This window comes from Spiroplasma endosymbiont of Zeiraphera isertana, assembly GCF_964030805.1.
Taxonomy (GTDB): domain Bacteria; phylum Bacillota_I; class Bacilli_A; order Mycoplasmatales; family VBWQ01; genus Spiroplasma_E.
The window spans coordinates 412,541-432,785 of record NZ_OZ034965.1; the positions used below are offsets into that span (position 1 = coordinate 412,541).

Here is a 20,245-nt window from a genome sequence, read left to right on the forward strand (position 1 = left end):
ACAAAATGCAATGAAATTAATAGAAAAATTTGAAGAATTACAAGAAGAATTTAATAGTAAATATGAAGATTTAGAAATTAACATTAATGCTGATGGTGATTTAAAAATTAGTCTTGATTATTTTAATTATAAAAAGGTAAATCAATTAGAACAAGTAATTATTGATTATAAAAGAATTATTAAAGGTTAAAGGAGATGAATAAATATGACAGCAGCACCTAAAAAGAAACCAGAAGATTTAATGATTAAACAAATTATTGTTCATTTAAGATTTACTGAAAAAGATTATGAAAAATTAAAAGAAATTTGTGAAGAAAGAAATATGAAAATTAATGGTTTTATAAGAAATTTAATTAAAAAAGCAATAAATAAATAGAAAGAGTGATTATAATGAATAATTGATATAAAAAAATACTTAAATTACAATTAGAAATTGGTAGTACACCTAAAAATAGTTTTAATAAATTTGGAAATTATAAATATTGATTATTAAGTGATATTTTTAATAAATTTAAATTATTATGTAAAGAATTAAATATTGTGATTACACATGAAGATATATTAACAACTGATAGAAAAATAAATTAGGCTTTTATCCCTTTATGTACTATTTTTAAAATTTTATCACATAAATGGAGATAAAAGCCTACCTAGGAAATTATCCCCGCATGTATTTAAATCAAACACAAAATTACAGTTTCAAAACTAGGTATGTTATTGAATTTATATGCTGATTCTTTTGCAAATAAATGAATATTGTGCTTTGAAACTCTTATGTGTGTTCGGAAAGTTCGTCGGATGTGCTTTCATGCTGATTCAATCTGGTTTGTGTTTACACCTGTTGGTGACACATACCCAACTTCATGATTTACGATTTCATGTTTGGGATAGAATTTTTTGAAACTTACATATCCCTTCCAAGAATCCGTAAATAGACAGCACTCAGTAAAAATGTGTTTCAATGCAAATCTTAAAAGGTTTTTTTCATCTGCATTTTTCAGCACCTTCACAATTAGTTTGTTGCTGATTTTCTCATAAACTCCAACAATCAAAGTTTTATTCAACAAGGATCTTCCTTGTTTTTTAAAACCTAAATGTGAAATATACATTTCATCCATCTGTGCTGTGCCATCAACAATGAAACCTGCATCTTGATTTCCGATTCTAGTCCTGATTTCATGACACATTCTTCAAGCTGTTTTATAGGTCACACCCAATTCCCTTGCAACATCGGTTGCTGGTATGCCATGCTTTGTGTTTATTCATCTAAAGATGAGATAAAACCAAGATGTCATTTGGGTCTGTGACTTATAAAAAATGGTTCCATAAAGAATACTAAATGTTTGGTTACAGTTCAAACATCGTATTCTTCTCAAATCAGAAGTATTCAAACCAGAAGAAGCACACCTGATGCATTTCATTATTTTCAACTTCGCTATATATTTCAAACAATCGTTTTCAGTTTGAAATATGCTATTGAATTCATTTCAATTCATTTTTTCCTCCACACTAGTACATGTGGGGATAATTTCCATAAATTATTTAGATACTAAAGAAGTAGAAATAACTTATTTTAAAAGATATACAATTATTGATTTAGATAATGATAAAGAATTAAAATATTTTGATATATTAGCTTGTGCTAAAAATACAGATATAGCAAAAGCAAAAGGTAGTGCAGAAACTTATGCTTATAGATATTTTTTAATGAATTTATTATTATTAAGTGAAGATGAACTTGACCCAGATAATGATAGTGTTAATTTAATTCAAAATAATAAACCACAAAATAATTATATTAATAATGTAAAAATAACAAATGAAAAATGAGAACCAAGTCAAAAACAATTAGATTATTTTGAAAAATATATGATTACAAATACAGTTTTATTTGATGAATGTATAAGAGAAGATATGGAAAGATTAAATCCAAGTAATAATAAAGATTTTTTAATATTAATGGGTGAAAATTATTTAAAAATTTTATTTGATAAATTTAAAGAAATTCGTGAAAGATTTAAAAATTTAAAAAATAATAATAAAAATGAGTATAGAAATTATGAATAATTATTTACTTTCAATTGACCCAAGTATTAAAAATACAGGTTTTACATTATGAGAAAAAAAATATAAATATGATAAAAATTTAAATTATTGACCTACTAGAGAATATGTATATTGTGAAATTCATAATGATGATAATGTTTCGTTAAAAATTATAAAAGAATGTAAAAATTGTTATGAAAATGAAATTATTTGAAAACCAATATTAATTAGTAGTTATAGTTTTAAAAAATATGGAGTTTTAAATTTTGAAAGTGAAATATTTTTTAATAACCTGAGTTGTAAATATAAATGGGACAGTTTTTTAAAATAATTGTATTAAATCTATTGGTCTTTTATAAGAGAGCGATTTTCTGGGTGTAGAATTAATTTGAAATGCTATAAAATTTAAATCTTTTTGTTTATATGCAGATAGATCTGTAGATTTTGGTAAATATCTTCTTAAAATACCATTATTATTTTCATTTAAACCCCTTTGGCAAGGTTTACCAGGATCTGCAAAATAAATTTTGACATTACAAATTTTTTCGATTAATCTTCATTTACTAAATTCTTTACCACGATCAAAAGTAATGGTTTTAACTGTTCCTTTTTGTAACTTTGAAATAAATTTTATTATACTTTTCGTAATATTTTCTGATTTATGATTTTTAGTTACTAAAGGAATTGTGGTTTTTGATCATATATCAGCCAAAGTAATAATAGAACTTTTATGATCTTTGCCAATGATAGTATCACCTTCTAAATGACCAAATTCTTGTATATTTTTAATATTAGGAATGATTAAATTTCTTTCATTAATAGACTTACAATTATTAATTTTGCCCCTAGTTTCTTTTTGTTTGTGAGATTTATTTTTGCCTTTTCTCAATAAGTTATTTTCATCAAAACCCATTCGATTTGTTTTAAACACGTTATATAAAGTTTTTGTTGAAATACTTTTTATTTTATTTTCCTTTAAAAAGTTAGCAATTATATCAAGAGCATACTTTTTAGTAATTAACAAATGATTAATACTATTAATTTCTGTTAAAGTTAAAATTATTAATTTTCTGCCTGCATTTTGTTTATTTTTTTGAAATTGATTCAATATTTCTAATGGCAATAAGTTTTTATTTAATAATCTACAAACTCTATGTACAGTTGATTTACTATAATCAACAATTTTTGCTATTTTACGAATCGAAAATCCATAATTTTTATATTCTTTTATTGCTATTATTGATTCAATACTCAGATACTTATACATTGCGCTAATTCCTTTCTTTTCTTAATTATAGAACTAACACAATTTAATTTTTATATAAGTGTCCTTTTTAATTTTACAATTAAAGTAATATAAAAGATACCAATATTGATTTAATTATTGAACGTGGTACTTTTCATTCAAAAAATGGTATTGGTTATGAAACTCAAGAACATTTAAGAGGTTTTATTGCTGGACAATTTAATAAATTATTAACAAAAAATATGTTAATAAGTCCTTCTTCATGAAAAAAATGATATATAGATAATAATATTACTAATATTTCTTTAAAAAATTGAAATAAAAAAATAAGTGAAGATATATGTTTTTATTTAAATGAAAAATATCAATGAAATATAAAAATATCAAATCATGATGAAGCAGATAGTTTATTAATTGGTTGATATTATTTAAATAAGGAAAATAAATAATGAAAATAGAATTTGAAATGGATATTTTTACAAAAAATGCAATTATTGAATCATCAGAAAATTTAAAAAAATTAAAACAATTAAATATATCAATTAATTTATGTAATTGTAAAAAGGAAGATAATTAATGCAAAAACAAGAAAAAGTATTACTTAAATGTATTGTTAAAGATTGTAATAATAAAGTATTAGTTACTTTAAAAAATTTAGATTTAGAAGATACTACAATTCAATTTTTTAAAATGTGTAAAAAACATAAATTAGATTTTAATAATAAAATAAAAGAAATTAAAGAATATTAGACTTGGTGCAAAACCTTTAATTTTAACAATTTAACGATTATTATTAATATTAAAGGTGATAGTTATTATGTTGAAAAAATATAAAGATGATCAAGAATTTTATAGTTTAGTCGGCATAAAGCCACAAACATTTTATAAAATGCTTGAAATTTTAAAAATTGCTGAGTCTAAACAAAAATATTATGGTGGTAGAAAAAATAAAATTGTAATTGAAGAGCGTTTATTAATGACTTTAGAATATTGAAAAGACTATAGTAGTTATAGAGTTATTGCAAAAAGATATAATATTAGTCATACTAGTTGCATTCGTAATATTTTTTGAATTGAAAATATTTTAATAAAAAGCGGAATTTTTAATTTACCTGGAAAAAAAGATTTAACAAAAAATAAAGGTACTAATAATAATTTGTTAGCTATTGATGCTACTGAAACTCCAATTGAAAGAATTAAAAAAAACTAAAATTACTTTTTTCAGGTAAAAAGAAACATCATTCTCTCAAATCCCAAATAATTATTGATATTTCCAATGGAAAAATTATTTCAACTGCTTTTTGTTTTGGAAGCATTCATGATTTTAAATTGCTTCTAAAATCTAAAACTTTTATTCATCCAGAAAAACAAGTTTTTGTTGATTCAGGTTATCAAGGTATACAAAATATTCATAAAAATACATTTTTGCCATTTAAAAAAAGTAAATACAATCAATTAACACCAATTCAAAAAGAATACAATAAAACTTTAAGTAAAATTAGAATTAAAATTGAACACGTATTTGCTAAACTAAAACGTTTTAAAATTTTAAGTTTAAAATATCGCAATAAAATACGAAGATTTGCATTAAGATTTAATTTAATAGCAGGAATATATAATTTTGAATTACCTTGGTTTTGCACCAAGTCTATTATAAAAATAATTAAATTAAATTTTAAAAAAAATTATATTTTCACATTTTAAAATTTTTATATATATAATTAAATTGTTAAAAAATTAATAAAAATATTTTTATTTAAATAGATAAAATAAAAAGAAGAGCCTTTCTAATTCGTTGAAGTTAGAGTAGTTTTTTCTTTTTTTGTTTTTAACACATATTTATTAATGAAAGGAAATATTTATAATGAAATATTTTAATCCAACTTATTGATTTAAAATGTGAGTATTAAGTGCACCATTATTTAATTCTAAAAGTGAAGGTATATATGCTAAGTCAATTGATAATCAAAATATTAAAGATTGAGCTAACAAAAATACTAGTAGTTTAGAATCAATAAATCAAGAAATTAGTTATACAAATTCAAGTAATAATTATAAATTATATAATTTAAATGAAACAAATAAAAATATTGACCCTTTTTATCAATCATATTTAGATTCATTTTCAAATCAAGAATTAGAAACAAGTACACATAAACATAGACATGAAAAAAGTAGAAAGAGAGTTAAAAGGAAGGATGATGAAAATAAAAAAATAACAGTTTCTAATTTAATTTTATTTCGTTATTTACCAAATGATCCAAGATATACAGAATGATATTCTTTTAGAACTCAAATTTTGTTTATTCTTTCTGACTTAGAAAATGAAAATTTAATTTCAAGAATTTCGTTTGATGAAAATTTAATTTCAAGAATTCCAATATATAGTATAAATTCTAATAATAATAATGATGATATTTTTATTATTCCAATTAGACTAAATGATTCTCCTAGTTATAGTCAAACTATTGACAAATTTACTTGTGTTAATAATCCTTGAATAAGAGGACAATATGAAAATACTAGTGATAATGATTTAAGATTGGTTTTTAGAGCAAGAGATTTTTATCTTCAAGGATTTATAGCAAATAATAATTATTATTATTTTTCAGATTCTACAACAATACAATAGACTTGGTGCAAAACCTTTAATTTTAACAATTTAACGATTATTATTAATATTAAAGGTGATAGTTATTATGTTGAAAAAATATAAAGATGATCAAGAATTTTATAGTTTAGTCGGCATAAAGCCACAAACATTTTATAAAATGCTTGAAATTTTAAAAATTGCTGAGTCTAAACAAAAATATTATGGTGGTAGAAAAAATAAAATTGTAATTGAAGAGCGTTTATTAATGACTTTAGAATATTGAAAAGACTATAGTAGTTATAGAGTTATTGCAAAAAGATATAATATTAGTCATACTAGTTGCATTCGTAATATTTTTTGAATTGAAAATATTTTAACAAAAAGCGGAATTTTTAATTTACCTGGAAAAAAAGATTTAACAAAAAATAAAGGTACTAATAATAATTTGTTAGCTATTGATGCTACTGAAACTCCAATTGAAAGAATTAAAAAAAACTAAAATTACTTTTTTCAGGTAAAAAGAAACATCATTCTCTCAAATCCCAAATAATTATTGATATTTCCAATGGAAAAATTATTTCAAATGCTTTTTGTTTTGGAAGCATTCATGATTTTAAATTGCTTCTAAAATCTAAAACTTTTATTCATCCAGAAAAACAAGTTTTTGTTGATTCGGGTTATCAAGGTATACAAAATATTCATAAAAATAAATTTTTGCCATTTAAAAAAAGTAAATACAATCAATTAACACCAATTCAAAAAGAATACAATAAAACTTTAAGTAAAATTAGAATTAAAATTGAACACGTATTTGCTAAACTAAAACGTTTTAAAATTTTAAGTTTAAAATATCGCAATAAAATACGAAGATTTGCATTAAGATTTAATTTAATAGCAGGAATATATAATTTTGAATTACCTTAGTTTTGCACCAAGTCTAATGTCTAATAATTTTTATAAATTCTTCATCTTTTTTGTTTTTTAAAACATCAATTAATTCATTATTAGTCACAAAAAATCACCCCTGATATAAAAATATTACTTTTAATTTAAAATTAAAAGTAATATCAAGATTTTTTGTGAAAATTAAAAGATCTATCTTCATATAAACAAAAAGATTTAAATTTTATAGCATTTCAAATTAATTCTACACCCAGAAAATCGCTTTCTTATAAAAGACCAATAGATTTAATACAATTATTTTAAAAAACTGTCCCATTTATATTTACAACTCAGGAAAATAAAAAAAATTAATAATATAAAACATACTAAAAAAATAACAATTACTAAAAACCTATCACTAATTAAAAACCTATGATTAATCATAGGTTTTTAATATAACTTTTTATATTCTTAATAAATCAATTGATTTACATCTTTATTATAATTTTTAATTTGATTTAAATAAAAAAAATAAACAAAACTGTTTATTTCATAATTTCACATATAATGGTGGGACTAAATGGACTTGAACCATCGACCTCACGCTTATCAAGCGTGCGCTCTAACCAGCTGAGCTATAGTCCCCAAAAGAGCAACAGAGATATTATATATTTGTTCAAGCACGATTGCAATATATAATAACAATATTTTATTTAATTTTTATTTAATATTCTTATAATAAAAATTTATATTTTTAAAAGTAAAAAAATTTTTTTGTATAATTTATTCATACAAGGTTTTTATTAAGAAGGGATTCAGAATGACAAAGATTAAAATACATATCTTAAAAATTGAAAAATGAAATCAAAATTTAGGAAAAGAAGCAACACTAAATGATGATGATATAAAAGATATAAATGAGAATGAGAATATAGAGAAAATTACTGATGATATTATTGCAAAATCACCTACGTTTTCATAAACATATTTTTATTGTATATTTATTAAAATTTTTTAATAAAAAATACTAAATATGAATTAAGTAAAATGATATAATTTATATATAATTTACTTGTTAAATTATATAAGTTTGAGAGGTAAAAAAATGAATGGCAATAAAAATGCAATGAAAATAAAACTCAAAGAAATTTATTAGACTTGGTGCAAAACCTTTAATTTTAACAATTTAACGATTATTATTAATATTAAAGGTGATAGTTATTATGTTGAAAAAATATAAAGATGATCAAGAATTTTATAGTTTAGTCGGCATAAAGCCACAAACATTTTATAAAATGCTTGAAATTTTAAAAATTGCTGAGTCTAAACAAAATATTATGGTGGTAGAAAAAATAAAATTGTAATTGAAGAGCGTTTATTAATGACTTTAGAATATTGAAAAGACTATAGTAGTTATAGAGTTATTGCAAAAAGATATAATATTAGTTATACTAGTTGCATTCGTAATATTTTTTGAATTGAAAATATTTTAATAAAAAGCGGAATTTTTAATTTACCTGGAAAAAAAGATTTAACAAAAAATAAAGGTACTAATAATAATTTGTTAGCTATTGATGCTACTGAAACTCCAATTGAAAGAATTAAAAAAAACTAAAATTACTTTTTTCAGGTAAAAAGAAACATCATTAGACTTGGTGCAAAACCTTTAATTTTAACAATTTAACGATTATTATTAATATTAAAGGTGATAGTTATTATGTTGAAAAAATATAAAGATGATCAAGAATTTTATAGTAGACTTGGTGCAAAACTAAGGTAATTCAAAATTATATATTCCTGCTATTAAATTAAATCTTAATGCAAATCTTCGTATTTTATTGCGATATTTTAAACTTAAAATTTTAAAACGTTTTAGTTTAGCAAATACGTGTTCAATTTTAATTCTAATTTTACTTAAAGTTTTATTGTATTCTTTTTGAATTGGTGTTAATTTATTGTATTTACTTTTTTTAAATGGCAAAAATGTATTTTTATGAATATTTTGTATACCTTGATAACCTGAATCAACAAAAACTTGTTTTTCTGGATGAATAAAAGTTTTAGATTTTCGAAGCAATTTAAAATCATGAATGCTTCCAAAACAAAAAGCAGTTGAAATAATTTTTCCATTGGAAATATCAATAATTATTTGGGATTTGAGAGAATGATGTTTCTTTTTACCTGAAAAAAGTAATTTTAGTTTTTTTTAATTCTTTCAATTGGAGTTTCAGTAGCATCAATAGCTAACAAATTATTATTAGTACCTTTATTTTTTGTTAAATCTTTTTTTCAAGGTAAATTAAAAATTCCGCTTTTTATTAAAATATTTTCAATTCAAAAAATATTACGAATGCAACTAGTATGACTAATATTATATCTTTTTGCAATAACTCTATAACTACTATAGTCTTTTCAATATTCTAAAGTCATTAATAAACGCTCTTCAATTACAATTTTATTTTTTCTACCACCATAATATTTTTGTTTAGACTCAGCAATTTTTAAAATTTCAAACATTTTATAAAATGTTTGTGGCTTTATGCCGACTAAACTATAAAATTCTTGATCATCTTTATATTTTTTCAACATAATAACTATCACCTTTAATATTAATAATAATCGTTAAATTGTTAAAATTAAAGGTTTTGCACCAAGTCTATTATCAAAATTGAAAAATTTATTACCGACTTCAATTTTAAATACAAAAGAAATATCAAAATTACAAACAACAATTCAAGAACAAGCAAAAGACATTCAGAAACTTAAAAAACAAATTGAAGAATTTAAAAAAACAAAAGAAAGTGATATTAATTTAACAAAATATACATATAATTCTGTAACAATTTATGATGAAAAACAAAGAAAAAAAACGGGAATTGAAAAAATTTACGAAGAAATTTTACCAATTAAAGATGAAATAATTTTTGTAACTACTCTTGTACATATTAATAATTCTATTACCGAAGAAGTGATTGATTTTCAAGAACTTACAAACGGTAATATTGAAGTCATGAAACAATTGAAAAAATATGAAAATATCAATAAATATAAAGATGATCTTCTCTTAATTGAACCAAATTCAAATCCAGAAAAAAATATTAAAATTGAACCTGTATCAATTAAAAAATTTTTAAGTGAACAAGAAAAAATATCAAACTGAAAAATATCAAAATCAGAATTAATAATATTTATTTCTCTTTCATTATTAAGTATTACACTTTTAGCAATACCTGTTGCTGTACCAGCATTAGTCCCTATTATATCAACAATATTATGAGAAAAAACTTTAGTATCAATAGTAGAGGTATTGGTATTGCTTGAATTGTTAATAAAGGAATATGAACTATTGCAACAGAAAAAACAAAAAAAGTTGAAGTATGAATTAAACAAAAATTTTATTCATTAATTCGTAAAATACCATTTGTAAACAAAAGAAATCTTGGTAAAACTAAAGAAGAACTAGAAATTAAAAAAAATGTTGAAAAAAATATCGAAAATTTAACTAGTAATAAGTTAGAAACAAAATTAAAAACTCAATATGATATTTTAAAACAAGAATTAGATAATAGAAAAGATAAAAAACTAGACGAAATAATAAGTAATGAAACAATAAATCATAACTCAAATAGTATTTTAGAAAATTCAATTATTAAATCAAAAAATAATCATAATTTTGATTCATCTATACGAAATACAATAAATCAGCAAGAGCAACTGCCTTCAACAAGTTCAAATCATAACTGAAATAAAGTAAAATGCTTATTAACATAAGCAATAAGTAATAAATTTAATTAAATATTAAAGTCTTAATCACTATTTTAAAAAATAGTGATTATTCATTATTTATTACACATTTTTTGTTTTAAAAATATATAATTCTTCTTGGATATTTTAAGGATAGAAAAAAATATTCAAAAATATTGAAGAGAGTAATTTTACAATATGGAAAAATGAAGTCAAGCAAATAAAGATAAACGTGCAAAAGACGCTGAAAGAATAAACAAAGCATGAGGAGAAAAAAACGAACGTGAAAGACGAGAAAGAGTTGCTAATGCTCTTGGATTTGAAAAAGATAAAACAAAAGTAAACAGTGAAGCTTCAACAAGTAAAAGTCAAAGTTTTAGTAGTAAATCACAAAAAATGTAAAAAAATATATAAAGAGGTTGTAATTACAACCTCTTTATATATTTAAAATTGATTTTAAAAATATTATTTCATTAGACTTGGTGCAAAACCTTTAATTTTAACAATTTAACGATTATTATTAATATTAAAGGTGATAGTTATTATGTTGAAAAAATATAAAGATGATCAAGAATTTTATAGTTTAGTCGGCATAAAGCCACAAACATTTTATAAAATGCTTGAAATTTTAAAAATTGCTGAGTCTAAACAAAATATTATGGTGGTAGAAAAAATAAAATTGTAATTGAAGAGCGTTTATTAATGACTTTAGAATATTGAAAAGACTATAGTAGTTATAGAGTTATTGCAAAAAGATATAATATTAGTTATACTAGTTGCATTCGTAATATTTTTTGAATTGAAAATATTTTAATAAAAAGCGGAATTTTTAATTTACCTGAAAAAAAAGATTTAACAAAAAATAAAGGTACTAATAATAATTTGTTAGCTATTGATGCTACTGAAACTCCAATTGAAAGAATTAAAAAAAACTAAAATTACTTTTTTCAGGTAAAAAGAAACATCATTCTCTCAAATCCCAAATAATTATTGATATTTCCAACGGAAAAATTATTTCAACTGCTTTTTGTTTTGGAAGCATTCATGATTTTAAATTGCTTCTAAAATCTAAAAATTTTATTCATCCAGAGTTATCAAGGTATACAAAATATTCATAAAAATACATTTTTGCCATTTAAAAAAAGTAAATACAATCAATTAACACCAATTCAAAAATAATACAATAAAACTTTAAGTAAAATTAGAATTAAAATTGAACACGTATTTGCTAAACTAAAAGGTTTTAAAATTTTAAGTTTAAAATATCGCAATAAAATACGAAGATTTGCATTAAGATTTAATTTAATAGCAGGAATATATAATTTTGAATTACCTTAGTTTTGCACCAAGTCTAGTTTAAAAATAGAATTAAACAAATTGAGAAAAAAGAAAAATTAGATGCAATTGATAAAAAATTTAAAGAAAAAGGAATTCAATGTCCAAATTGTAAATCTTATTGATGTGTAAAAAATGGTTTTAAGAATAATAAGCAAAAATATTTATGCAAAGATTGTAAAAGTAGCTTTGATGCTTTAAGAAATCATTTTTTACATTGAAGTCATTTATCTCATGAACAATGAGATTGAATAATTTGATTGTCATTGTTAGGTCAATCTGCTTATACTATTTCTCAATTTGCTAAAATTTCAAAAACATCAGCATGATTTAATCGTCAAAAATTTATGAAATCATCACAATTAGCAAAAACACAAAAACCATTCGCAAAATTAAAAGGTAGAATTGAAATTGATGAAACTTTTATCAAATAAATTCATAAAGGAAATTTCAAAAATCCAGATGATCCAAGAAAAAAATGAATTGAAGAAAATGCTAAAGATTGAAACTGTTGTATTGAAATGGCAATTGATGAAAATAAAAATATTTATGCTCAAACAACAAATACTAAAAGATTAACAAAAAAATGAGTACAAGAAAATTTAACATCTAAGCTTATCGAAGAAAAATCAATTATAGTTTGTGATATGCAAATACTATATGCTACAGTAGCTAAACAAACAAAATGTACTCTCAAGAAATTTAAATCAAAAGAAAATAAAGAATTAAATTATAAAAATTTAAGTAATATCAGTAAAATACAATCAAGTTTAAAAGAATTTATTACTCATTATCATGGCATTGGATTTACCAATATTCAAAATTACCTCAATTTATGAAAATTTAAATACCAACATTATAAAATATCACCTTATGCAAAATCTGAAGCATTATATTTCAGTTTGTAAAAAAAATAAATCCCAAAATTAAATAAAATCAAATTTTAGGCCAGGTTGATGATTTTTTTTATTTCATCAAGAGTTTTTTTGAAAATTAAAAGATAGATCTGTAGATTTTGGTAAATATCTTCTTAAAATACCATTATTATTTTCATTTAAACCCCTTTGGCAAGGTTTACCAGGATCTGCAAAATAAATTTTGACATTACAAATTTTTTCGATTAATCTTCATTTACTAAATTCTTTACCACGATCAAAAGTAATGGTTTTAACTGTTCCTTTTTGTAACTTTGAAATAAATTTTATTATACTTTTCGTAATATTTTCTGATTTATGATTTTTAGTTACTAAAGGAATTGTGGTTTTTGATCATATATCAGCCAAAGTAATAATAGAACTTTTATGATCTTTGCCAATGATAGTATCACCTGCTAAATGACCAAATTCTTGTATATTTTTAATATTAGGAATGATTAAATTTCTTTCATGAATAGACTTACAATTATTAATTTTGCCCCTAGTTTCTTTTTTTTTGTGAGATTTATTTTTGCCTTTTCTCAATAAGTTATGCCTTTTATCCCTTTATGTACTATTTTTAAATTTTATCACATAAATGGAGATAAAAGCCTACCCAGGAAATTATCCTCGCATGTATTTAAATCAAACACAAAATTACAGTTTCAAAACTAGGTATGTTATTGAATTTATATGCTGATTCTTTTGCATATAAATGAATATTGTGCTTTGAAACTCTTATGTGTGTTCGGAAAGTTCGTCGGATGTGCTTTCATGCTGATTCAATCTGGTTTGTGTTTACACCTGTTGGTGACACATACCCAACTTCATGATTTACTATTTCATGTTTGGGATAGAAGTTTTTGAAACTTACATATCCCTTCCAAGAATCCGTAAATAGACAGCACTCAGTAAAAATGTGTTTCAATGCAAATCTTAAAAGGTTTTTTTCACCTGCATTTTTCAGCACCTTCACAATTAGTTTTTTGCTGGTTTTCTCATAAACTCCAACAATCAAAGTTTTATTCAACAAGGATCTTCCTTGTTTTTTAAAACCTAAATGTGAAAGATACATTTCATCCATCTGTGCTGTGCCATCAACAATGAAACCTGCATCTTGATTTCCAATTCTAGTCCTGATTTCATGACACATTCTTAAAGCTGTTTTATAGGTCACACCCAATTCCCTTGCAACATCGGTTGCTGGTATGCCATGCTTTGTGTTTATTCATCTAAAGATGAGATAAAACCAAGATGTCATTTGGGTTTGTGACTTATAAAAAATGGTTCCATAAAGAATACTAAATGTTTGGTTACAGTTCAAACATCGTATTCTTCTCAAATCAGAAGTATTCAAACTAGAAGAAGCACACCTGATTCATTTCATTATTTTCAACTTCGCTATATATTTCAAACAATCGTTTTCAGTTTGAAATATGCTATTGAATTCATTTCAATTCATTTTTTCCTCCACACTAGTACATGCGGGGATAATTTCCTAAGTTATTTTCATCAAAACCCATTCGATTTGTTTTAAACATGTTATATAAAGTTTTTGTTGAAATACTTTTTATTTTATTTTCCTTTAAAAAGTTAGCAATTATATCAAAAGCATACTTTTTGGTAATTAACAAATGATTAATACTATTAATTTCTGTTAAAGTTAAAATTATTAATTTTCTGCCTGCATTTTGTTTATTTTTTTGAAATTGATTCAATATTTCTAATGGCAATAAGTTTTTATTTAATAATCTACAAACTCTATGTACAGTTGATTTACTATAATCAACAATTTTTGCTATTTTACGAATCGAAAATCCATAATTTTTATATTAGACTTGGTGCAAAACCTTTAATTTTAACAATTTAACGATTATTATTAATATTAAAGGTGATAGTTATTATGTTGAAAAAATATAAAGATGATCAAGAATTTTATAGTTTAGTCGGCATAAAGCCACAAACATTTTATAAAATGCTTGAAATTTTAAAAATTGCTGAGTCTAAATAAAAATAGGCTTTTCTCCCTTTATGTACTATTTTTAAATTTTATCACATAAATGCTGAGAAAAGCCTATCTACGGACTTCTCCCCACATTTTTAAATCAAACATAACATTACAGTTTCAAAACTAGGTATATTGTTGAATTTATATGCCGATTCTTTTGCGTATAAATGAACATGATGTTTTTCAACTTTGATATGTGTTTTAAATGTTCGTCTGATGTGCTTTCATGCCGATTCAATCTGGTTTATGTTTACACCAGTTTTTGAAACATAGCCATCTTGATGGTTAACTGTTTCATGCTTAGTGAAAACTGATTTAAAATGGCGATATCCTTTTCAAGAATCAGTATGTACATCACACTTTGAAGAAATGTGGTTTCTTGCAAATTGCAAAAGATTTTTTTGATTTGCATTTTTCAACACTTTCACAATTAAATTATTGGTTGTTTTTTCATAAATCCCAACAATCAAAGTTTTATTTTTTAAGGATCTTCCTTGTTTTTTAAAACCCATATGTGAAAGATACATTTCATCCATTTGCACTATGCCCTCAACAATGAATTGAGGTTCTTGTTTTGCAATTGCACTTCGGATTTTATGACCCATTCTTCAAGCAGTTTTCAAAGTTACTCCCAATTCTTTTGCAACATCAGTTGATGGAATTCCATGTTTGGTGTTTATTCATCTAAAGATGAGATAAAACCAAGATGTCAAAGGTGTTTGTGACTTGTAAAAAATGGTGTCATGAAGAATACTAAATGTTTGATGACATTTCAAACATCTTATTCTTCTTAAATCAGAAGTATTCAAATTTGTTCAAGAACACCTCATACATTTGTTTTCCTTCAAACTTGCTATATATTTCAAACAATCTTTTTCTGTTTGAAATATATTGTTGAACTCATTCAATTTCATTGTTTCCTCCACAAGTACATGTGGGGAGAAGTCCGTAAAAATATTATGGTGGTAGAAAAAATAAAATTGTAATTGAAGAGCGTTTATTAATGACTTTAGAATATTGAAAAGACTATAGTAGTTATAGAGTTATTGCAAAAAGATATAATATTAGTCATACTAGTTGCATTCGTAATATTTTTTGAATTGAAAATATTTTAATAAAAAGCGGAATTTTTAATTTACCTGGAAAAAAAGATTTAACAAAAAATAAAGGTACTAATAATAATTTGTTAGCTATTGATGCTACTGAAACTCCAATTGAAAGAATTAAAAAAAACTAAAATTACTTTTTTCAGGTAAAAAGAAACATCATTCTCTCAAATCCCAAATAATTATTGATATTTCCAATGGAAAAATTATTTCAACTGCTTTTTGTTTTGGAAGCATTCATGATTTTAAATTGCTTCTAAAATCTAAAACTTTTATTCATCCAGAAAAACAAGTTTTTGTTGATTCAGGTTATCAAGGTATACAAAATATTCATAAAAATACATTTTTGCCATTTAAAAAAAGTAAATACAATCAATTAACACCAATTCAAAAAGAATACAATAAAACTTTAAGTAAAATTAGAATTAAAATTGAACACGTATTTGCTAAACTAAAACGTTTTAAAATTTTAAGTTTAAAATATCGCAATAAAATACGAAGATTTGCATTAAGATTTAATTTAATAGCAGGAATATATAATTTTGAATTACCTTAGTTTTGCACCAAGTCTATTCTTTTATTGCTATTATTGATTCAATACTCAGATACTTATACATTGCGCTAATTCCTTTCTTTTCTTAATTATAGAACTAACACAATTTAATTTTTATATAAGTGTCCTTTTTAATTTTACAATTAAAGATGTTTAAAACAAATCGAATGGGTTTTGATGAAAATAACTTATTGAGAAAAGGCAAAAATAAATCTCACAAACAAAAAGAAACTAGGGGCAAAATTAATAATTGTAAGTATATTCATGAAAGAAATTTAATCATTCCTAATATTAAAAATATACAAGAATTTGGTCATTTAGAAGGTGATACTATCATTGGCAAAGATCATAAAAGTTCTATTATTACTTTGGCTGATATATGATCAAAAACCACAATTCCTTTAGTAACTAAAAATTATAAATCAGAAAATATTACGAAAAGTATAATAAAATTTATTTCAAAGTTACAAAAAGGAACAGTTAAAACCATTACTTTTGATCGTGGTAAAGAATTTAGTAAATGAAGATTAATCAAAAAAATTTGTAATGTCAAAATTTATTTTTCAGATCCTGGTAAACCTTGCCAAAGGTGTTTAAATGAAAATAATAATGGTATTTTAAGAAGATATTTACCAAAATATACAGATCTATCTTCATATAAACAAAAAGATTTAAATTTTATAGCATTTCAAATTAATTCTACACCCAGAAAATCGCTCTCTTATAAAAGACCAATAGATTTAATACAATTATTTTAAAAAAACTGTCCCATTTATATTTACAACTCAGGATATACCAAAAGCAAAAGATAAAGTTGATATTGCTAATTTCTAAAGATTGAAAATTTCTTTAGGCTTTTCTCCCTTTATGTACTATTTTTAAATTTTATCACATAAATGCTGAGAAAAGCCTATCTACGGACTTCTCCCCACATTTTTAAATCAAACATAACATTACAGTTTCAAAACTAGGTATATTGTTGAATTTATATGCCGATTCTTTTGCGTATAAATGAACATGATGTTTTTCAACTTTGATATGTGTTTTAAATGTTCGTCTGATGTGCTTTCATGCCGATTCAATCTGGTTTATGTTTACACCAGTTTTTGAAACATAGCCATCTTGATGGTTAACTGTTTCATGCTTAGTGAAAACTGATTTAAAATGGCGATATCCTTTTCAAGAATCAGTATGTACATCACACTTTGAAGAAATGTGGTTTCTTGCAAATTGCAAAAGATTTTTTTGATTTGCATTTTTCAACACTTTCACAATTAAATTATTGGTTGTTTTTTCATAAATCCCAACAATCAAAGTTTTATTTTTTAAGGATCTTCCTTGTTTTTTAAAACCCATATGTGAAAGATACATTTCATCCATTTGCACTATGCCCTCAACAATGAATTGAGGTTCTTGTTTTGCAATTGCACTTCGGATTTTATGACCCATTCTTCAAGCAGTTTTCAAAGTTACTCCCAATTCTTTTGCAACATCAGTTGATGGAATTCCATGTTTGGTGTTTATTCATCTAAAGATGAGATAAAACCAAGATGTCAAAGGTGTTTGTGACTTGTAAAAAATGGTGTCATGAAGAATACTAAATGTTTGATGACATTTCAAACATCTTATTCTTCTTAAATCAGAAGTATTCAAATTTGTTCAAGAACACCTCATACATTTGTTTTCCTTCAAACTTGCTATATATTTCAAACAATCTTTTTCTGTTTGAAATATATTGTTGAACTCATTCAATTTCATTGTTTCCTCCACAAGTACATGTGGGGAGAAGTCCGTTTCTTTAATAGACTTGGTGCAAAACCTTTAATTTTAACAATTTAACAATTATTATTAATATTAAAGGTGATAGTTATTATGTTGAAAAAATATAAAGATGATCAAGAATTTTATAGTTTAGTCGGCATAAAGCCACAAACATTTTATAAAATGCTTGAAATTTTAAAAATTGCTGAGTCTAAACAAAAATATTATGGTGGTAGAAAAAATAAAATTGTAATTGAAGGGCGTTTATTAATGACTTTAGAATATTGAAAAGACTATAGTAGTTATAGAGTTATTGCAAAAAGATATAATATTAGTCATACTAGTTGCATTCGTAATATTTTTTGAATTGAAAATATTTTAATAAAAAGCGGAATTTTTAATTTACCTGGAAAAAAAGATTTAACAAAAAATAAAGGTACTAATAATAATTTGTTAGCTATTGATGCTACTGAAACTCCAATTGAAAGAATTAAAAAAAACTAAAATTACTTTTTTCAGGTAAAAAGAAACATCATTCTCTCAAATCCCAAATAATTATTGATATTTCCAATGGAAAAATTATTTCAACTGCTTTTTGTTTTGGAAGCATTCATGATTTTAAATTGCTTCTAAAATCTAAAACTTTTATTCATCCAGAAAAACAAGTTTTTGTTGATTCAGGTTATCAAGGTATACAAAATATTCATAAAAATAAATTTTTGCCATTTAAAAAAAGTAAATACAATCAATTAACACCAATTCAAAAAGAATACAATAAAACTTTAAGTAAAATTAGAATTAAAATTGAACACGTATTTGCTAAACTAAAACGTTTTAAAATTTTAAGTTTAAAATATCGCAATAAAATACGAAGATTTGCATTAAGATTTAATTTAATAGCAGGAATATATAATTTTGAATTACCTTAGTTTTGCACCAAGTCTAATATATAATTTAAATAAACGCCATAAAAGGCGTTTATTTAAATATGTTTAATTTTTAAAATTTTATTATTCTTGAATTAGTTGGCTTTATTCTTTGCTTATAATTTTTTGTTGAAATATCATTTTCATATTTACGTAGTGTTTGTTCTCGGGGGATGTCTTTTTCTTTTTGTTTATTAATGGGGTTAGATATTTGTGGTTTTGTTTGTATTTTTAGAGGTACTGAAATATCTGAATTTAAAGAATCTGTTGATGTAGATTTTGAATTAAAGCCTTCATCACTACTGTTAGATAATAATTGTTTTTCCAAATCACAAATTTTTTCAGTAAGTTGAAATATTTCTGATTCAAATTGTTCAACCATTTGCTCATTGACTTCGACAATTGTTTCTTTTTCTTGCTGTTCTTTTTGATTTATTAAATCAATTAATAAATTATTATTATTATTTAACAAATTATTTTTATCTTCTAATAATTTGTTTTCATATTCAGTTATTTGATTAATATTAGTTATTAAATTTGCGTATTTTGTTTGTTTTTCAATATAATTTGAATTTAAAATATTAATTTTTTGTTGATTATTTAATTTTGTTTTTTTAAATAATTCACAATTTATTTCTTCTGTTTCAATTAAATTATTAATACTTCTATTTTTATTTATTTTTCCAAATGAAAAAAGATTAATAAAAAAAAATTTAATTTTGTTAATTTTTTGTTCCTTTAATTTATAGATTTGAATATTAAATTGAAATACTTTATCTTCTATTTCTTTATTTTGTTTAATTCAAAATTGAATAGTTTTTTGATAATTATTAATTTCTTTTTCAATTTTCTCACTTTTTTCAATAAGTTTTATTTTTTCTCCTTTTAAATTTAGTAATTGTTTTTTAATTTTTTCTACAGTTTCATAATTTATTAAATATGCTTTGTTAGTAAATATTTGTTCTTTTTTAATTGTTTTCATTTTGTCCCCCTTTTAAAATAAAAACCTATTTGTTAAAAAATAAAACAATAGGTCCAAAACTATATCTTTAGTTTACAAGTATTATATCTAATATTTTTTTGTAAACGAGAAATTACTTTATTTGTAATATTTATTATAAGAAATTATTT

33 protein-coding genes, 1 tRNA gene and 5 pseudogenes are annotated in these 20,245 nt (G+C 23.0%); 28 read left to right on the forward strand and 11 right to left on the reverse strand.

What is annotated here, in order from left to right; genetic code table 4:
* Positions 1-10 precede the first annotated feature (10 nt).
* Entirely contained in the window at positions 11-190 is a 180-nt protein-coding gene (locus AAHM78_RS02880; RefSeq protein ID WP_342252910.1) for a hypothetical protein, read from the forward strand.
* Between the two features lie 15 nt (positions 191-205).
* Positions 206-376 (forward strand): hypothetical protein, encoded by a 171-nt coding sequence (locus AAHM78_RS02885; RefSeq protein ID WP_342252911.1) that lies wholly within the window; start codon positions 206-208, stop codon positions 374-376.
* Positions 377-674: 298 nt separating this feature from the next.
* Here AAHM78_RS02885 and AAHM78_RS02890 read toward each other — a convergent pair whose 3' ends face one another.
* A complete protein-coding gene (locus tag AAHM78_RS02890) occupies positions 675-1,391 on the reverse strand; it encodes an IS1595 family transposase (protein ID WP_342254303.1) in 717 nt (238 codons plus the stop codon).
* Positions 1,392-1,518: 127 nt separating this feature from the next.
* On the opposite strand from AAHM78_RS02890, the gene AAHM78_RS02895 reads away from it, so the two are divergent.
* The gene (locus tag AAHM78_RS02895) at positions 1,519-2,067 is read left to right on the forward strand and encodes an ERF family protein (protein ID WP_342252913.1); all 549 of its coding nucleotides are present in this window, start codon (positions 1,519-1,521) and stop codon (positions 2,065-2,067) included.
* Positions 2,060-2,377 (forward strand): hypothetical protein, encoded by a 318-nt coding sequence (locus AAHM78_RS02900; RefSeq protein WP_342252914.1) that lies wholly within the window; start codon positions 2,060-2,062, stop codon positions 2,375-2,377. Before AAHM78_RS02895 ends, AAHM78_RS02900 begins: the two co-directional genes overlap by 8 nt.
* On the opposite strand, the gene AAHM78_RS02905 is transcribed toward AAHM78_RS02900, so the two are convergent.
* Positions 2,369-3,313: an IS30 family transposase gene (locus tag AAHM78_RS02905; protein ID WP_342252915.1), complete on the reverse strand. Its 945-nt coding sequence runs from the start codon at positions 3,311-3,313 to the stop codon at positions 2,369-2,371. The two genes, AAHM78_RS02900 and AAHM78_RS02905, sit on opposite strands and share 9 nt — an antisense overlap.
* A 427-nt stretch (positions 3,314-3,740) precedes the next feature.
* Here AAHM78_RS02905 and AAHM78_RS02910 point away from each other — a divergent pair, with 427 nt between their 5' ends.
* The 8 genes and pseudogenes from AAHM78_RS02910 to AAHM78_RS02945 all read left to right on the forward strand — a co-directional run.
* Positions 3,741-3,869 (forward strand): hypothetical protein, encoded by a 129-nt coding sequence (locus tag AAHM78_RS02910; protein WP_338977469.1) that lies wholly within the window; start codon positions 3,741-3,743, stop codon positions 3,867-3,869.
* Positions 3,869-4,042, forward strand: coding sequence for a hypothetical protein (locus AAHM78_RS02915; RefSeq protein WP_342252917.1), 174 nt, complete (start codon positions 3,869-3,871; stop codon positions 4,040-4,042). Before AAHM78_RS02910 ends, AAHM78_RS02915 begins: the two co-directional genes overlap by 1 nt.
* 67 nt (positions 4,043-4,109) lie before the next feature.
* Complete coding sequence (locus tag AAHM78_RS02920) at positions 4,110-4,502, forward strand: transposase family protein (RefSeq protein ID WP_342252835.1); 393 nt, start codon at positions 4,110-4,112, stop codon at positions 4,500-4,502.
* A 59-nt stretch (positions 4,503-4,561) separates the two neighbouring features.
* Positions 4,562-4,996 (forward strand): transposase family protein, encoded by a 435-nt coding sequence (locus AAHM78_RS02925; RefSeq protein ID WP_342255004.1) that lies wholly within the window; start codon positions 4,562-4,564, stop codon positions 4,994-4,996.
* Between the two features lie 160 nt (positions 4,997-5,156).
* Positions 5,157-5,924 carry a hypothetical protein gene (locus tag AAHM78_RS02930; protein ID WP_342254304.1) on the forward strand — a complete coding sequence of 256 codons (768 nt, stop codon included), beginning with the start codon at positions 5,157-5,159 and terminating at the stop codon, positions 5,922-5,924.
* A gap of 67 nt (positions 5,925-5,991) precedes the next feature.
* Complete coding sequence (locus AAHM78_RS02935; protein WP_342253635.1) at positions 5,992-6,384, forward strand: transposase family protein; 393 nt, start codon at positions 5,992-5,994, stop codon at positions 6,382-6,384.
* 59 nt (positions 6,385-6,443) lie between these two features.
* Positions 6,444-6,809, forward strand: coding sequence for a transposase family protein (locus AAHM78_RS02940; protein WP_342255005.1), 366 nt, complete (start codon positions 6,444-6,446; stop codon positions 6,807-6,809).
* Between the two features lie 150 nt (positions 6,810-6,959).
* A pseudogene (locus AAHM78_RS02945) lies at positions 6,960-7,091 on the forward strand (IS30 family transposase); the annotation flags it as partial.
* Between the two features lie 244 nt (positions 7,092-7,335).
* On the opposite strand, the gene AAHM78_RS02950 reads toward AAHM78_RS02945, so the two are convergent.
* Positions 7,336-7,412, reverse strand: a tRNA-Ile gene (locus AAHM78_RS02950).
* A 175-nt stretch (positions 7,413-7,587) separates the two neighbouring features.
* Between AAHM78_RS02950 and AAHM78_RS02955 the strand changes: the two genes are divergently transcribed.
* The 3 genes from AAHM78_RS02955 to AAHM78_RS02965 all read left to right on the forward strand — a co-directional run bounded on the left by AAHM78_RS02955 (position 7,588) and on the right by AAHM78_RS02965 (position 8,382).
* Positions 7,588-7,749 carry a hypothetical protein gene (locus AAHM78_RS02955; RefSeq protein ID WP_342254305.1) on the forward strand — a complete coding sequence of 54 codons (162 nt, stop codon included), beginning with the start codon at positions 7,588-7,590 and terminating at the stop codon, positions 7,747-7,749.
* Positions 7,750-7,990: 241 nt separating this feature from the next.
* Positions 7,991-8,131 carry a hypothetical protein gene (locus AAHM78_RS02960; protein WP_342252823.1) on the forward strand — a complete coding sequence of 47 codons (141 nt, stop codon included), beginning with the start codon at positions 7,991-7,993 and terminating at the stop codon, positions 8,129-8,131.
* A gap of 17 nt (positions 8,132-8,148) precedes the next feature.
* The gene (locus tag AAHM78_RS02965) at positions 8,149-8,382 is read left to right on the forward strand and encodes a transposase family protein (protein WP_342254306.1); all 234 of its coding nucleotides are present in this window, start codon (positions 8,149-8,151) and stop codon (positions 8,380-8,382) included.
* A gap of 156 nt (positions 8,383-8,538) precedes the next feature.
* On the opposite strand, the gene AAHM78_RS02970 is transcribed toward AAHM78_RS02965, so the two are convergent.
* Positions 8,539-8,913, reverse strand: a complete 375-nt coding sequence (locus tag AAHM78_RS02970) for a transposase family protein (protein ID WP_342255006.1) — start codon at positions 8,911-8,913, stop codon at positions 8,539-8,541.
* Positions 8,914-8,963: 50 nt separating this feature from the next.
* Positions 8,964-9,356 (reverse strand): transposase family protein, encoded by a 393-nt coding sequence (locus AAHM78_RS02975; protein ID WP_342253733.1) that lies wholly within the window; start codon positions 9,354-9,356, stop codon positions 8,964-8,966.
* A 79-nt stretch (positions 9,357-9,435) separates the two neighbouring features.
* Between AAHM78_RS02975 and AAHM78_RS02980 the strand changes: the two genes are divergently transcribed.
* The 8 genes and pseudogenes from AAHM78_RS02980 to AAHM78_RS03005 all read left to right on the forward strand — a co-directional run bounded on the left by AAHM78_RS02980 (position 9,436) and on the right by AAHM78_RS03005 (position 12,754).
* Positions 9,436-10,173, forward strand: coding sequence for a hypothetical protein (locus tag AAHM78_RS02980; RefSeq protein ID WP_342254307.1), 738 nt, complete (start codon positions 9,436-9,438; stop codon positions 10,171-10,173).
* A 536-nt stretch (positions 10,174-10,709) separates the two neighbouring features.
* Positions 10,710-10,913 carry a hypothetical protein gene (locus tag AAHM78_RS02985; protein ID WP_342254018.1) on the forward strand — a complete coding sequence of 68 codons (204 nt, stop codon included), beginning with the start codon at positions 10,710-10,712 and terminating at the stop codon, positions 10,911-10,913.
* Between the two features lie 142 nt (positions 10,914-11,055).
* Positions 11,056-11,196 (forward strand): hypothetical protein, encoded by a 141-nt coding sequence (locus tag AAHM78_RS02990; RefSeq protein WP_342252823.1) that lies wholly within the window; start codon positions 11,056-11,058, stop codon positions 11,194-11,196.
* Between the two features lie 17 nt (positions 11,197-11,213).
* Positions 11,214-11,447: a transposase family protein gene (locus tag AAHM78_RS02995; protein WP_342254308.1), complete on the forward strand. Its 234-nt coding sequence runs from the start codon at positions 11,214-11,216 to the stop codon at positions 11,445-11,447.
* A gap of 264 nt (positions 11,448-11,711) precedes the next feature.
* The gene (locus AAHM78_RS16670; protein WP_425289778.1) at positions 11,712-11,849 is read left to right on the forward strand and encodes a hypothetical protein; all 138 of its coding nucleotides are present in this window, start codon (positions 11,712-11,714) and stop codon (positions 11,847-11,849) included.
* A gap of 92 nt (positions 11,850-11,941) precedes the next feature.
* Positions 11,942-12,028, forward strand: a pseudogene (locus tag AAHM78_RS16675) (transposase-like zinc-binding domain-containing protein); the annotation flags it as partial.
* Positions 12,029-12,112: 84 nt separating this feature from the next.
* Positions 12,113-12,280, forward strand: a complete 168-nt coding sequence (locus tag AAHM78_RS03000) for a hypothetical protein (protein WP_342254309.1) — start codon at positions 12,113-12,115, stop codon at positions 12,278-12,280.
* An 87-nt stretch (positions 12,281-12,367) separates the two neighbouring features.
* Positions 12,368-12,754 (forward strand): hypothetical protein, encoded by a 387-nt coding sequence (locus AAHM78_RS03005; RefSeq protein ID WP_342254310.1) that lies wholly within the window; start codon positions 12,368-12,370, stop codon positions 12,752-12,754.
* An 18-nt stretch (positions 12,755-12,772) separates the two neighbouring features.
* Here the strand turns inward: AAHM78_RS03005 and AAHM78_RS03010 are convergent.
* From AAHM78_RS03010 to AAHM78_RS03025, 4 genes and pseudogenes are all read right to left on the reverse strand, one after another.
* Positions 12,773-13,312, reverse strand: a pseudogene (locus AAHM78_RS03010) (IS30 family transposase); the annotation flags it as partial.
* An 88-nt stretch (positions 13,313-13,400) separates the two neighbouring features.
* The gene (locus tag AAHM78_RS03015) at positions 13,401-14,117 is read right to left on the reverse strand and encodes an IS1595 family transposase (protein ID WP_342254312.1); all 717 of its coding nucleotides are present in this window, start codon (positions 14,115-14,117) and stop codon (positions 13,401-13,403) included.
* Between the two features lie 142 nt (positions 14,118-14,259).
* A pseudogene (locus tag AAHM78_RS03020) lies at positions 14,260-14,592 on the reverse strand (IS30 family transposase); the annotation flags it as partial.
* A gap of 268 nt (positions 14,593-14,860) precedes the next feature.
* On the reverse strand, positions 14,861-15,682 hold the full coding sequence (locus AAHM78_RS03025; RefSeq protein WP_342252843.1) for an IS1595 family transposase: 822 nt from the start codon (positions 15,680-15,682) through the stop codon (positions 14,861-14,863).
* Positions 15,683-15,771: 89 nt separating this feature from the next.
* Here AAHM78_RS03025 and AAHM78_RS03030 point away from each other — a divergent pair, with 89 nt between their 5' ends.
* The 3 genes and pseudogenes from AAHM78_RS03030 to AAHM78_RS03040 form a co-directional block, all read left to right on the forward strand.
* A complete protein-coding gene (locus tag AAHM78_RS03030) occupies positions 15,772-16,005 on the forward strand; it encodes a transposase family protein (RefSeq protein ID WP_342253542.1) in 234 nt (77 codons plus the stop codon).
* Positions 16,006-16,064: 59 nt separating this feature from the next.
* Positions 16,065-16,430, forward strand: coding sequence for a transposase family protein (locus AAHM78_RS03035; RefSeq protein ID WP_342254958.1), 366 nt, complete (start codon positions 16,065-16,067; stop codon positions 16,428-16,430).
* Between the two features lie 146 nt (positions 16,431-16,576).
* Positions 16,577-17,185: pseudogene (locus AAHM78_RS03040) on the forward strand (IS30 family transposase); the annotation flags it as partial.
* Positions 17,186-17,363: 178 nt separating this feature from the next.
* Here AAHM78_RS03040 and AAHM78_RS03045 read toward each other — a convergent pair.
* On the reverse strand, positions 17,364-18,185 hold the full coding sequence (locus tag AAHM78_RS03045) for an IS1595 family transposase (protein WP_342252843.1): 822 nt from the start codon (positions 18,183-18,185) through the stop codon (positions 17,364-17,366).
* Positions 18,186-18,299: 114 nt separating this feature from the next.
* Between AAHM78_RS03045 and AAHM78_RS03050 the strand changes: the two genes are divergently transcribed.
* The gene (locus tag AAHM78_RS03050; RefSeq protein ID WP_342254315.1) at positions 18,300-18,692 is read left to right on the forward strand and encodes a transposase family protein; all 393 of its coding nucleotides are present in this window, start codon (positions 18,300-18,302) and stop codon (positions 18,690-18,692) included.
* Positions 18,693-18,751: 59 nt separating this feature from the next.
* Positions 18,752-19,117: a transposase family protein gene (locus AAHM78_RS03055; RefSeq protein WP_342254944.1), complete on the forward strand. Its 366-nt coding sequence runs from the start codon at positions 18,752-18,754 to the stop codon at positions 19,115-19,117.
* 70 nt (positions 19,118-19,187) lie between these two features.
* On the opposite strand, the gene AAHM78_RS03060 is transcribed toward AAHM78_RS03055, so the two are convergent.
* Positions 19,188-20,096 carry a hypothetical protein gene (locus AAHM78_RS03060; RefSeq protein WP_342254316.1) on the reverse strand — a complete coding sequence of 303 codons (909 nt, stop codon included), beginning with the start codon at positions 20,094-20,096 and terminating at the stop codon, positions 19,188-19,190.
* Between the last annotated feature and the right edge of the window lie 149 nt (positions 20,097-20,245).